The organism is Thermoleptolyngbya sp. C42_A2020_037 (assembly GCF_015272455.1).
Classification (GTDB): Bacteria; Cyanobacteriota; Cyanobacteriia; order Elainellales; family Elainellaceae; genus Thermoleptolyngbya.
The window spans coordinates 144,099-156,131 of sequence record NZ_JACYLP010000048.1 but is presented as its reverse complement, the minus strand read 5'-3'; the positions used below and the strand labels follow the sequence as shown (position 1 = coordinate 156,131).

The window sequence follows — 12,033 nt, the reverse complement described above, 5'->3', positions numbered from 1 at the left end:
ACAGCGAGTGACGGTCAAGCCAACCAAACCAGAATGGCTGCGGGTGAAAGCGCCGCAGTGGGAACGAGTCGGAACGGTCAAAGAAATCCTGCGGGATTTGGGGCTAAACACGGTCTGCGAAGAGGCCTCCTGCCCCAACATTGGCGAGTGTTTTAATGCGGGCACAGCGACGTTTCTGATCATGGGGCCCGCCTGCACTCGCGCCTGCCCCTATTGCGATATTGATTTCGAGAAAAAGCCGAAAGCACTCGACCCGCAGGAGCCAGAAAACCTCGCCGAAGCCGTACGCCGCATGAAGCTAAACCATGTGGTGATTACCTCGGTGAACCGGGACGACCTGCCCGATGGCGGCGCGGCCCAATTTGTCGCGTGCATCGAAGCAGTGCGGCGGGTGTCGCCCCAGACCACCATTGAGGTGCTGATTCCTGACCTGTGTGGCAACTGGGAGGCGCTGGCGCAAATTCTGGACGCTCGTCCCGAAGTGCTGAATCACAACACCGAAACCATTCCTCGGCTGTATCGGCGGGTGCGTCCGCAGGGCGATTATGCCCGCACGCTGGAGTTATTAAGGCGATCGCGCGAACTGGCTCCCTCGGTCTACACCAAGTCGGGCATTATGGTGGGCTTGGGCGAAACGGATGAAGAAGTGCGCCAGGTGATGCAGGACTTGCGCGCAGTCGATTGCGACATTCTCACGATTGGGCAATATCTCCAGCCCAGCCCCAAGCACTTGCCGTTGCAGGCATTCGTTACGCCGGAACAGTTCGATGCATGGCGTGTGGCGGGCGAGGCGATGGGCTTTTTGCAAGTCGTGTCTTCGCCGCTGACGCGCAGTTCCTACCACGCAGAGCAAGTGCGATCGCTCATGCAGCAGAATCCGCGTTGATTGGGGGTTTGGGTTTTGGGGGTAGGCTTGAGGCAGACGGTTGGACAAGGCTCATCCAGCGCCCCAGCTTTTGGGATAATAGCTAGAGATCTCGTCTCACAGGATTCTTCATGCAGACCCGCGAACCCGTAACGGTTACTCCGAATTCGTCCAGCATCACGAGCGATCGCACTGCCGCCATCAGCCGCACCACCAAAGAAACCGACGTGCAGGTGAGCCTGAACCTGGACGGGCAGGGACGCTGCGTGGCGCAAACGGGCGTGCCGTTTCTCGACCACATGCTGGATCAGATTGCGTCGCACGGGCTGATCGACCTGGAGGTGCGGGCGACGGGCGATGTGCATATCGACGACCACCACACGAATGAAGACGTGGGCATTACGCTGGGCATGGCGCTGGCTAAGGCGTTGGGCGATCGCAAGGGGATTCATCGCTTTGGGCACTTTGTCGCGCCGCTGGACGAGGCGCTGGTGCAGGTGGCGCTGGACTTCTCCGGTCGGCCGCACCTCAGCTATGGGCTACAAATTCCCACGCAGCGCGTCGGCACCTACGACACCCAGCTCGTGCGCGAGTTTTTTGTGGCCGTGGTCAACCACGCCCAGATCACGCTGCACATCCGCCAGCTCGACGGCATCAACTCGCACCACATTATCGAGGCGACGTTTAAAGCCTTTGCCCGCGCCCTGCGGATGGCAGTGGAAGTGGACCCGCGTCGGGGCGGAGCGATTCCTAGCTCGAAGGGCGTGCTGTAGGCTGCTGGGCGCTGTGGGCAGGCTGCGATTGGTTAATAGTCAGTCGGGGCAGGCGATGCTTGAAGCTGCACAAAATTTCCCAGGAAATCGTGCCCAGCGTCTCGGCCCAGTCGTCGGCGGAGATCCGCGCCTGCCCGTCTTGCCCCAGCAGCGTCACCACTTCGCCCTCTTGCAGATTGGGAATCGTGCTGACATCTAGCATGAGCTGATCCATCGTGATTGCGCCTACTTGGGGAACGTGCCGTCCCCGCACCAGCACTGTCATCCGGTTCGACAGGTTGCGCGGTACGCCATCGGCATAGCCGATCGCCACGGTGGCAATGGTCATATCCCGCTCGGCAATGAAGCGATAGCCATAGCTGACACCCGTGCCAGCGGCGATCGCCTTCACCTGCGTCACTCGCGCCTTCACCTGCATCACCGGGCGCAGGTCAATCCCGCTAGCTAAATGCGGAGCAGGGTAGAGTCCGTATAGCCCCAACCCGACGCGCACCCGGTCGTAGTGCAGCGCTGGATCGGCCAGCGTCGCCGCCGAGTTAGCTAAGTGCAGCTTGGGTGGATTGACCCCCGCCTGCCGCAACTGGGCGATCGCCGCTTCAAACCGTCGCTGCTGGAGTCGCATCACGGTTTCATCGGGTTCATCCGCCGTCGCTAGGTGAGAATAGGCGCTGGCAATGTGCAAGTGCGGCAACCCCTGCACGAGTTGCCCAAATGCCGCTGCCTCTTGCCAAGGCGCACCTAGCCGAGACATCCCTGTATCCAGCTTCAGGTGAACCGGCAGCGGCTGCCGCAGGTTTAGCTTGCCTGCCGTTTCCGAAAAAACCAGTGCTTGCCGGGGGGTGCAGAGCGTCGGCTGGAGCCGCCAGCGGGCGATCGCCTGCACCTGTTCCGCTGTGTTCGTTGCGCCCAGCACCAGGATCGGCGCTTGAACGCCCGCCTCCCGCAGCTCAATGCCTTCGGGAATCGTGGCTACGCCCAGCCAGGTTGCTCCGGCTTGCAGCGCGGTTTGGGCGATCGCCACTGCCCCATGTCCATAGGCATCCGCCTTTACCACTGCCATCAGTTCCGTCCCCGCTGCCAGCCGCGTCTGCAACTGCTGGACATTGTGGGCCAGCGCCGATAGGTCAATCTCCACCCAAGCCCGCTCCCGCTGCATCGGGATCAGGCTTGGCGTGTGTTCCCAGCTCAACATACCCCACTCCTCACACACTCTCTGGTCAAGTGCTAACTATGCTAGTATGCGTGTTAACATCCTTTAAACCTTTTTATAAATCCAGCCATCAATGGGCAAGGTTCTGGTTCTTAACGCCTCGTATGAACCGCTCAACATTACTAGTTGGCGACGGGCAGTCATCCTGCTGATTAAGGGAAAGGCGGAGCAAGTCGAGCATAATGGCAAGCTTGTGTATGACAAATTTCCCCTGCCGACGGTGATTCGGTTGCGCCACTACGTCCGCGTTCCCTACAAAGAAATTCCGCTGACTCGCCGCAATATCCTCCACCGAGACAGCCATTCCTGCCAATACTGCGGCTATACGGGCGATGAGCTAACGCTGGATCACGTCTTGCCCCGATCGCGCGGGGGCGAAGACACCTGGGAAAACATTGTGACCGCCTGCGTCCGCTGCAACGTTAAAAAAGGAAGCCGCACGCCCAAAGAAGCCAACATGATTTTACGCCGTCCACCCCATCGCCCCCATAGCGGGCTATATTTTGAAGTCACTAAGCACGTAAAAAGCGGTGTGCATCAAGAGTGGCAGAAGTATGTCATCGGCATATGACCCCTGTGCGGCGATCGCACGGGGGTTTTTGCTTGGGCGATCGCCCAACCCTAGTTCTACAAGGGTTTTGGGTTCTGAGGCTATGTCTGGCGAAAGGTCGGGAAACTGGCCCCTAGGTGGACTGCGAAGCGATGTTTTTTTTGTCATGATCGCAGTAGGGGAATGAAGCGAACCTCGACCTAGGCGCAAAACGTCTTGAAATTGCTTGACAAAGCGGGTTTGGCAGAGCGCACAGTTTAGAGGGCTGTGTGGAACGGGGATCGTGAAAAGAAAAAGGATTGATGAGCGATCGCTCACTCGGTTGACTGGGGATACTGCCCTCCCCTACGGTGGATTTAAGCTTTGCAAGTGATCGTTGCAACCCGTGAATGCAACTCGTAAATGCAACGCAGTAGAAGCAGCCTATAAGCAACCTAGAAGCAGCCTGTAAGCGCAACGTGCAAGCGTAACTTAGTATCCGTTTTTGACATCAGTTTCCAACGCTATGCAATTGAATTCAGTTCCTTCTCTAGATGTACTGCCGACGGATATAGGGTCTGGTTCGGTTGCCTTTGGCACGGGCGATCGCCCCACAACAGACAGCGACGACCCCTTTCAACGGCGAGCCGATTGGACACTCTCAACTCCCCAAGGACGACGGCTGACGGAGCAAAAGACCACCGCTTTGCGACAGTTGTTGGAACAGCATCGGGGCGATCGCCAGTTGATTATTCTGCAAGACTTTCCCGACCCCGATGCCCTCTCTAGCGCCTGGGTCTACAAGCTCATCGCCGACCAGTTCAACATTCGCTGCGATATTGTCTACGCGGGCACCCTCAGCCACCAAGAAAACATTGCCTTGGTGCGGCTGACGGGGCTGCCGGTGCAGCGCTGGAGCTATCAAGCTGCAAAGGAAAAAGACCTCTCGGTTTACGGCGGCGCAGTGTTTGTAGATAACCAGGGCACCACCACGCAGCTATTGCCCCTGATTGAGCAACTCAAGCTTCCCGTAGCGGTTGTGATTGACCATCACAGCTTGCAGAGCGATCTCCACGCCGAGTTTTCCGACATTCGCCCCCAAACCCGCGCCACAGCCACCATCCTGACGCAATATATTCAGTCCGGCATGGTGCGGCTGGACACCAGCAATAACGAGCATGTGAAATGTGCCACGGCGCTGATGCATGGGCTGCGCTGCGATACCAATCGACTGATGCAGGCGCAAGAAGAAGACTTTTTGGCGGCGGCCTACCTCAGCCGCTACGCCGACGCGCAGCTACTCAACGCGGTGCTGCAATCCTCTCGCTCAAAGCGGGTGATGGATGTCATCGAGCGATCGCTCCGCAACCGCATCATTCGCAACAACTTCTCCATCGCCGGGGTCGGCTACTTACGCTACGACGACCGCGACGCAATTCCCCAAGCAGCCGATTTCCTGGTCACAGAGGAAAACGTCCATACGGCCGTGGTCTACGGTATTGTCCACGACGAAGACGAAGACCTGGAAATCGTCATCGGCTCCCTCCGTACCAACAAGTTGACCCTCGACCCCGATGAGTTCATCAAGGAAGCCTTTGGACAAGATGCTCAGGGACGATACTTTGGCGGCGGGCGATCGATGGCAGGTGGCTTCGAGATTCCGATGGGTTTTCTCTCCGGCTTCAACGAAAACAGCGACTACACCCGCCTCAAGTGGGAAGTGTTCGACTCTCAGCTAAAGCAAAAGCTGCTGCGACTGGTCAACCCCGAAGACGAAGTAATCCGCACATCGTAGAGGTTGGCAGCAACGCGCTTAAGCTAATCTATACCCCGCCGAATAAAATCACTGGGAATTCTGGGCAGCTTGGTCTTCAATTCTGCCCAACCCCCCCGTTCATGCCACAGGCTACGCTACAGGCACGCAGGCAGACCTGGAGTATGCTTGACACAGCCTCTTCTTGACTTCACTTCTGATAGCGCTGGCCCGGGTCTTCCCGTCTGCCCCCGTTCAGCAGTCAGATCCCAATGCTTAGGACTAAATCTATGGCAGCCAAACCCTCCAGTTCTCATGCAAAACAAGCCCATAACAGGGTGGAACAACTGACGGCCGAGGCACTCTCCCGCGCCTTCTTTGTCGAGGGTTTGACTGATGAAGAAGAAGACGATAACCCCTACATGGAATATTCCTACCATGAGCCGGGTGCCCTACCAGGAACACTCACCATTGAGGACGACGCACCGCCCCCCGTCATTACCCTGATTGACTATTGCGAAGACAGTGCGACTCGAATTCCCATCAACGAACCAGAAGAAGCGATTCCCTACCTAGATGCCGACTCAGTTTCCTGGGTAGATGTCAAAGGACTGGGCAGCGAAGACGTACTCAAGCGCCTGGGCAATATTTTTAACCTGCATCCGCTCGTTCTAGAAGATATCGTCAACGTGCCCCAGCGTCCAAAAGTCGAGGAATATGGCGACCAACTGCTGCTCATCACCCGCATGGTGACGCTGAAGGACAGCGGTCGTGGCTTTTTCACCGAGCAGGTGAGCTTTATTCTGGGAAAAAACTATTTGCTGACGGTGCAAGAAGAACCTGAATACGACTCCTTTGGACCCGTGCGCGAGCGCATTCGCCTGGGCAAGGGCACGATTCGCAGCCGTGGAGCCGACTATTTGGCCTACTGTTTGCTCGACTCGATTGTGGACGGATTCTTTCCGGTACTGGAAACTTACGGCGAGGAGCTAGAAGAACTGGAAGATGAGGTAGTCGCAAAACCTGTCCGCACCACCCTAGAAAAAATCCACACCATCAAGCGAGAACTGCTTAACCTGCGCCGATCGATCTGGCCGATGCGGGATGCCATCAGCGCCCTCATCCGCGATGGCGAAGACCTGCTCCAGGACGAAGCGCGGATGTATCTGCGAGACTGCTATGACCATGCCGTGCAAGTGCTGGACATGGTAGAAACCTATCGGGAGGTCGCCTCCAGTCTAATGGATGTCTACGTCTCCTCTGTGGGCAACCGCATGAACGAACTGATGAAGCAGCTCACGCTGATTTCCTCCATCTTCATTCCCCTGACATTTATTGCCGGGGTCTATGGCATGAACTTCAATCCTGACGCTTCTCCCTGGAATATGCCCGAACTGAACTGGTACTGGGGCTATCCGTTGTGCTGGGCAGTGATGCTGCTGACCTCGGCGGGGCTGCTGTTTTATTTTTGGAAGCGCGGCTGGTTTGAAAATTATTCAGGAATCCGGGAAGACTAGCGCTGGATTTGTCCGTTTGGTTGAACTGCTCAGCAAACAGTTTACAATCTCTGCGTGCCCAGTTCTTCAAGCTAGAGACTCTCCACAGACTTTGTAGATTTGAAATATGGATTTGAAATCGCTGATTCGTGATATTCCCGATTTCCCCCAGCCGGGAATTTTGTTTCGAGACATTACTACGCTGCTGCGTGATCCCGAAGGGCTGCGCTATACGATTGACAGCATGGCCGATCGCTGTGCCGATCTGTCAGTGGATTACATTATTGGCATGGAGTCTCGTGGGTTTATCTTTGGGGCACCGCTGGCCTACAAGCTGGAGGCCGGGTTTATTCCGGTGCGAAAGCCAGGAAAGTTGCCTGCTCCGGTTCACAGCGTCGAATATGAACTGGAATATGGCACCGACAAATTGGAGATTCACCGCGATGCGGCCGAGCCGCCTGCCCGCATCTTGATTGTGGATGACGTGATTGCGACTGGGGGCACGGCTGCTGCAACGGCTAAGCTAGTGGAGCAAACGGGCTGTGAGCTGGCGGGGTTTGGGTTCATTATTGAACTGACGGGACTGGAGGGGCGAAAGAAACTGCCGGACGTTCCAGTTGTTACCCTGGTGGAATATTAGGCGGTTTAAGCTGCCGTTTAGGCTCAGGTTAGGCAGGGCGACTATGACTTCTCGCGACACGGCTTCAGCGCAACAGCGGTTTTCGGAAGGGCTGGTGCAGGTGCAACGGTTCTTTGCCAGCGAAACCGTGGGCTATGTGGTAAAACGGCTGCTGCAAGGGGCGCTGACGCTGCTGCTGGCTTCGGCGCTGAGCTTTTTCATCATTCAGCTTGCGCCGGGAGATTATCTGGACACGCTGCGCCAAAATCCGCAGATTTCGGAAGAGACGCTAAGTGCGTTTCGCGAACAGTTTGGGCTGGACAAGTCGCCGATTGAGCAGTATTTTCGCTGGCTGTGGCAGATTTTCACGCGCGGCAATTTTGGCGTGAGCTTTATCTATTCTCAGCGGCCGGTGACCTCGCTGCTGTGGGAGCGGATTCCGGCGACGCTGCTGCTGTCGATCGCCTCTTTGGTGATTACCTGGGCGATCGCCCTTCCCCTGGGCATTATCGGCGCGGTGAATCAGAACAAGCTGATCGACCGCATCTTCCGCGTGATCAGCTACATCGGTCAGGGGATGCCCGCGTTGATTATGGGGCTGCTGCTGCTGTTTTTGGCGCAGCAACTCTCACCGCTGGTGCCCGTGGGCGGCATGACCAGCATCAACCACGCCGACCTGACCCCAATTGGCAAGCTGCTGGATATCGGCTGGCACATGATTTTCCCGACGCTGGCGCTGAGCCTGGTTGGGTTTGCGGGGCTTCAGCGGATCACGCGAGGCGAACTGCTGGACGTGTTGCGACAGGATTACATTCAAACCGCCCGCGCCAAAGGTCTGCCGGAAAATCGCGTCATTTACGTCCACGCGCTGCGAAATGCGCTGAACCCGCTGGTGACGCTGCTGGGCTTCGAGTTTGCCAGTCTGCTGGGCGGCTCATTTATTGTGGAGAATTTCTTTAATTGGCCCGGCTTGGGGCGACTGGTGCTGGAGGCGATTACGGCGCAGGATTTGTATCTGGTGATGGCGAGTTTGATGATGGGCGCGGCGATGCTGATCATCGGCAATTTGCTAGCGGATCTGCTGCTGAAGGCGGTTGATCCAAGGATCAAGCTGAGCAGTATGCAGTGATTAGGGGCTGGGGGTTAGGGGTTAGGGGCGATCGCCACTAGCTTTTCCGCCAGTTGCCCAATTTCGTCGCGCAACGTCAGCGGCTCCAGCCAGTGGGACGGAATGCCCGACTCGCCATAAAACGCGCCCGCGACCTGGCCGCAAATGGCGGCGGTGGTGTCGGCATCGTCACCCAGATTCACCGCTGCGAGAATCGCCTGCTCGTAGGTGTTGGTCGTCCAAAAGCACCAGAGGGCGGCTTCCAGGCTTTGGATGACATAGCCTGTGCCGTGGATTTGGTCGATGGGTTTGTCGCGATACGTGCCTTGGGCGATCGCCCCCACGGACTCTTCGGCAAAGGATGCTGGATCACTTTCCAACAGAATTTCGGCTTTGCTTGCGCCTGCTAAAGCGCGATGCAAAATCTCGCCAAATAGCTGCGAGGCTGCGACGCACTCCGCTGCGCCGTGGGTGGTGCGGGCACTCTCGCCAGAAAAATGCCGCGTGCGATCGCCATCGGGAAAGTAAAAAATCGGCACTGGAGCCAGCCGCATCAAGCAGCCATTCCCCGCCGCTCTGGGATGAGTCGAGCCGCTAAAGGGATTGCCAGACGCTTTGTAAGCCTGCAAAGCCTGTTGGGTCGTGTTGCCAATGTCAAAACAGACCCCAGTGCTGCTGAGATAGCCCCGCTCAAACCAGGCGCAGTAGCGCTCCATCTGGTCGGCTGCGTCGAAGGTGCCCCGTTCCACTAGGCTTGTGGCGAGACACAGCGCCATCGAGGTGTCGTCGGTCCACTGGCCCTTTGCCAACCGAAAGGGGCCGCCGCCCACCATGTCGGCTATCGGGGTAAACGAGCCACGCGGCTGAAACTCGACCGTGGTGCCCACTGCATCCCCCACGGCCAGCCCTAGCAGACAGCCCCGCGCACGTTCTAGAGGTGAAACTGGCATTCTAAACAGGCCCGAGGCAATCCGGGTCAGAAATGAGGAGACAACGTGAGATCAGAGAGCTTAGTAGAAATCGACCTCTGGCTCGGGCTGCGGCTCAACGAAGCTAGAGGGGTCGTAAAGATAGCGAGTGGCTTCTTCTTCGAGTTGGTGAATCAGGTAAGGTTCGACGACGTTCGTATGCCGAAGGGCGGCCAGATATCCATCGAGGTATAGGCGCAGTTCGTCGAAGCGATAGCCCCGATGCCACTGCTCATTCAGCGCGTCGGTGAGGCGCTGATAGAACCGGATAATTTGTGCGTCCTGAAGCATGGAGAGGTGGTGCAATGCTATGCCCTATTTTACCCCGAAGACTGGGGTGGAGTAGGGGCGATCGCCCCAGTCTGACCAGACAGATAAGCATTCTGAATACCGAGTTTCAACGACGTTTCTACAACCCACCGCCGTGCCAGCCCGTTCTCCACAAACGGCCCATTTGTCAAGGCTTGAGTCGCATTGCCCGTAGCAGTGGTTACAAAACCTTGACAAGCGCTCTGTTAGCTTTAGAAACAATCCGTATCATCAGCTAAGTCGTAGCTAGACATTGTGAGCGCTGTCTGCATCCAAATTGTCGAGGGAAATCCCCATTTGCGATCGCTTCTCGGGTGGCACCTCCAGCAGGTCGGCTATTCGGTCTATCAATCTGCCAGCTTGCAGCAGGCCAAAGATGTCTACTTGAACCGTAAGCCCCAGCTTGTAGTGCTAGATTCAGATCTGTCAGACGGAAACGGGCTGGAGTTTTGCCGATGGCTGCGACAGCAGAGCCAGCCCTTTGTGCTGATTCTCTCGGCCCGCAGCACCGAGTCCGATATTGTAGCTGGTCTGCGGGCCGGCGCAGATGACTATTTGACTAAGCCCTTTGGAATGCAGGAGTTTTTGGCGCGGGTAGAGGCGCTGACCCGCCGCAGTCGCCCCACGGTGGCCCCGGCCATTTTGGACTATGGCGATCTGAAAATCGACCTGGTGCAGCGCCGCGTTCATCTCAAGCACGAGCTAATCGACCTGACCCCGCAAGAGTTTAGCCTGCTCTACGTGCTGGCGCAGGCGGGTGGCTTGCCCCTCAGCCGTTCGGAACTGCTCCGCAAAGCCTGGCCCGATGCCATCGACAATCACCGCACTGTGGACACGCACGTTCTTTCTCTGCGTAAAAAAATCGAGGTCGATCCGCGCCAGCCCAATCTGATCCAAACCGTCCGTAACGTCGGCTATCGCTTCAATACCGAAGTCGCCGGGCCGGGTCTGGTCGCCGCCTCTAATCCCAGCCCAAACCACAACCACCGAGCAGCGATGCATTCTCTGTCCTGAGTTAAGACCCTCTTTCACTACGTCGGAAGAAGCGGCGGTTGCGCTATGCTGCTGCTAGCTGCGCTTGTCTGCTGTTGTTATGGGTTTCGGGTTTTTCTTTAAGGATTCTGGCATTCAGCCGCTGCTGCGAAGTAATGGACTGCAAGTTGGGCTGCGAGTTTTGGCGCAGTGGCTCGGCAAAACGTTGAAAGGACAGAGGGCGATCGCCCTTCCCCTTCTCTTCCTGCTGCTGTTGGGAACCGCAGGCTGCACGCTGCCCCACGTCAATGCAGAAGAACGGCTATTTTTGCCCCTGTCGGTAGATTTTTTGGGCGAATACCGACTGCCACCGCAGGAGTTTGAGGGTGCGCCCGTGGGCGGTCTGTCGGGGCTGGCCTATGACCGTCAGCGCGATCGCCTCTACGCCCTGTCGGACGACCGCAGCAACTTCGGCCCCGCCCGGTTCTACACGCTCAAGCTCACGCTGGATCAGGTTGACCCTGAAAATCCCCGCATCGGCTCCGTTGAAGTGGAATCCGTTACACCGCTGCTGACTGAAGACGGCCAGCCCTTTGCAGCAGGAACGGTCGATCCAGAGGCGATCGCCCTCACGCCCCGCCAATCCCTCTACATCGCCAGCGAAGGCATCCCCAGCCAGGGCATTCCGCCCTTCATCGACGAGTTCGACCTGGAAACTGGCCGCCGAAAATCTCGTCTCAAACTTCCAGAGCGCTATTTGCTACCGTCCGCCGACGAGCCGCCACGCGGCGTGCAGGAAAACCTGGGCTTTGAGTCTCTCACCCCCGACCCCAGCGCCCTCGGCACGGCCGGCCATCTAGAACCCTTTCGCCTGTTTGCCGCCACCGAGTCTTCGCTGCTTCAGGATCGGGACGCTGGCTCGCCGGGTGAATTGCCGCCCCTGCGCCTGCTGCACTACCTCATCGGCGAAGACCAGGCAACCCTGCTGGCCGAGCATCTCTATGACCGAGACGCGCTGCCGCCAGAGCAAGGCGAACCCGGGCTGACAGAACTCTTGGCGATCGATGCGGGTGGACAGTTCCTCAGCCTAGAGCGGGCCTTTACGCCGCAAACAGGCGTGACCGCGCAACTCTTCCAGATGGTGATGGGCAACGCCACCGACACCTCTGGGATGCCCCAACTCCAGGGCGACCTGAGCGGCATCCAGCCCGTCCGCAAGCGCCTTCTGCTCAACCTGAGCAACTTAGGCATCCGGTTAGATAACCTGGAAGCCATGACCCTCGGCCCCCGTCTTCCTGACGGCTCCGCCAGCCTGCTACTGGTCAGCGATGATAACTTCAACCCGCTCCAGGTGACGCAGTTTTTGCTATTTCGCCTGCGGTGAAGAGGAGTGATGGAGAGGGAAGAATGAAGAACGAAGAATGAAGAACG

The 12,033-nt window shown here is 57.7% G+C and carries 13 protein-coding genes; 9 read left to right on the top strand and 4 right to left on the bottom strand.

The features are described 5' to 3' along the window. The first annotated feature begins 7 nt into the window (after positions 1-7). Together lipA and hisB are read left to right on the top strand one after the other, a co-directional pair. Positions 8-886, top strand: coding sequence for a lipoyl synthase (lipA, locus tag IGS16_RS16950; protein WP_297087409.1), 879 nt, complete (start codon positions 8-10; stop codon positions 884-886). A gap of 110 nt (positions 887-996) precedes the next feature. Then, positions 997-1,638, top strand: a complete 642-nt coding sequence (gene hisB / locus IGS16_RS16945) for an imidazoleglycerol-phosphate dehydratase HisB (RefSeq protein ID WP_068508626.1) — start codon at positions 997-999, stop codon at positions 1,636-1,638. Here the strand turns inward: hisB and alr are convergent. Continuing rightward, positions 1,616-2,830, bottom strand: coding sequence for an alanine racemase (alr, locus tag IGS16_RS16940; protein ID WP_297087406.1), 1,215 nt, complete (start codon positions 2,828-2,830; stop codon positions 1,616-1,618). The genes hisB and alr overlap by 23 nt on opposite strands. A 91-nt stretch (positions 2,831-2,921) precedes the next feature. Between alr and IGS16_RS16935 the strand changes: the two genes are divergently transcribed. From IGS16_RS16935 to IGS16_RS16915, 5 genes are all read left to right on the top strand, one after another. After that, positions 2,922-3,419: an HNH endonuclease gene (locus IGS16_RS16935; RefSeq protein WP_297087405.1), complete on the top strand. Its 498-nt coding sequence runs from the start codon at positions 2,922-2,924 to the stop codon at positions 3,417-3,419. Positions 3,420-3,903: 484 nt separating this feature from the next. After that, the gene (locus tag IGS16_RS16930; RefSeq protein WP_297087403.1) at positions 3,904-5,172 is read left to right on the top strand and encodes a bifunctional oligoribonuclease/PAP phosphatase NrnA; all 1,269 of its coding nucleotides are present in this window, start codon (positions 3,904-3,906) and stop codon (positions 5,170-5,172) included. A 380-nt stretch (positions 5,173-5,552) separates the two neighbouring features. After that, a complete protein-coding gene (corA, locus tag IGS16_RS16925) occupies positions 5,553-6,647 on the top strand; it encodes a magnesium/cobalt transporter CorA (protein ID WP_367185814.1) in 1,095 nt (364 codons plus the stop codon). Positions 6,648-6,753: 106 nt separating this feature from the next. Beyond that, complete coding sequence (locus IGS16_RS16920; RefSeq protein WP_297087399.1) at positions 6,754-7,266, top strand: adenine phosphoribosyltransferase; 513 nt, start codon at positions 6,754-6,756, stop codon at positions 7,264-7,266. A 43-nt stretch (positions 7,267-7,309) separates the two neighbouring features. Beyond that, positions 7,310-8,374 (top strand): ABC transporter permease, encoded by a 1,065-nt coding sequence (locus tag IGS16_RS16915; protein ID WP_297087398.1) that lies wholly within the window; start codon positions 7,310-7,312, stop codon positions 8,372-8,374. 14 nt (positions 8,375-8,388) lie between these two features. Here IGS16_RS16915 and IGS16_RS16910 read toward each other — a convergent pair whose 3' ends face one another. The 3 genes from IGS16_RS16910 to IGS16_RS16900 are packed head-to-tail and all read right to left on the bottom strand — an operon-like array spanning position 8,389 to position 9,782. Next, positions 8,389-9,303, bottom strand: a complete 915-nt coding sequence (locus tag IGS16_RS16910) for an ADP-ribosylglycohydrolase family protein (protein WP_297087396.1) — start codon at positions 9,301-9,303, stop codon at positions 8,389-8,391. 60 nt (positions 9,304-9,363) lie between these two features. Beyond that, the gene (locus tag IGS16_RS16905; RefSeq protein WP_172353815.1) at positions 9,364-9,612 is read right to left on the bottom strand and encodes a DUF6761 family protein; all 249 of its coding nucleotides are present in this window, start codon (positions 9,610-9,612) and stop codon (positions 9,364-9,366) included. 29 nt (positions 9,613-9,641) lie between these two features. Further along, positions 9,642-9,782 (bottom strand): hypothetical protein, encoded by a 141-nt coding sequence (locus IGS16_RS16900; RefSeq protein ID WP_297087394.1) that lies wholly within the window; start codon positions 9,780-9,782, stop codon positions 9,642-9,644. A gap of 103 nt (positions 9,783-9,885) precedes the next feature. Here IGS16_RS16900 and IGS16_RS16895 point away from each other — a divergent pair, with 103 nt between their 5' ends. Beyond that, positions 9,886-10,644 (top strand): response regulator transcription factor, encoded by a 759-nt coding sequence (locus tag IGS16_RS16895; protein WP_297087392.1) that lies wholly within the window; start codon positions 9,886-9,888, stop codon positions 10,642-10,644. A 79-nt stretch (positions 10,645-10,723) separates the two neighbouring features. Next, on the top strand, positions 10,724-11,986 hold the full coding sequence (locus IGS16_RS16890; RefSeq protein WP_297087390.1) for an esterase-like activity of phytase family protein: 1,263 nt from the start codon (positions 10,724-10,726) through the stop codon (positions 11,984-11,986). The last annotated feature ends 47 nt before the right edge of the window (positions 11,987-12,033 follow it).

Coding starts and splice junctions, on each gene's coding strand:
- hisB (WP_068508626.1), top strand. CDS start 997: ATGCAGACCCGCGAACCCGTAACGGTTACTCCGAATTCGTCCAGCATC.
- alr (WP_297087406.1), bottom strand. CDS start 2,830: ATGTTGAGCTGGGAACACACGCCAAGCCTGATCCCGATGCAGCGGGAG.
- IGS16_RS16930 (WP_297087403.1), top strand. CDS start 3,904: ATGCAATTGAATTCAGTTCCTTCTCTAGATGTACTGCCGACGGATATA.
- IGS16_RS16915 (WP_297087398.1), top strand. CDS start 7,310: ATGACTTCTCGCGACACGGCTTCAGCGCAACAGCGGTTTTCGGAAGGG.
- IGS16_RS16905 (WP_172353815.1), bottom strand. CDS start 9,612: ATGCTTCAGGACGCACAAATTATCCGGTTCTATCAGCGCCTCACCGAC.
- IGS16_RS16920 (WP_297087399.1), top strand. CDS start 6,754: ATGGATTTGAAATCGCTGATTCGTGATATTCCCGATTTCCCCCAGCCG.
- corA (WP_367185814.1), top strand. CDS start 5,553: ATGGAATATTCCTACCATGAGCCGGGTGCCCTACCAGGAACACTCACC.
- IGS16_RS16890 (WP_297087390.1), top strand. CDS start 10,724: ATGGGTTTCGGGTTTTTCTTTAAGGATTCTGGCATTCAGCCGCTGCTG.
- IGS16_RS16910 (WP_297087396.1), bottom strand. CDS start 9,303: ATGCCAGTTTCACCTCTAGAACGTGCGCGGGGCTGTCTGCTAGGGCTG.
- IGS16_RS16935 (WP_297087405.1), top strand. CDS start 2,922: ATGGGCAAGGTTCTGGTTCTTAACGCCTCGTATGAACCGCTCAACATT.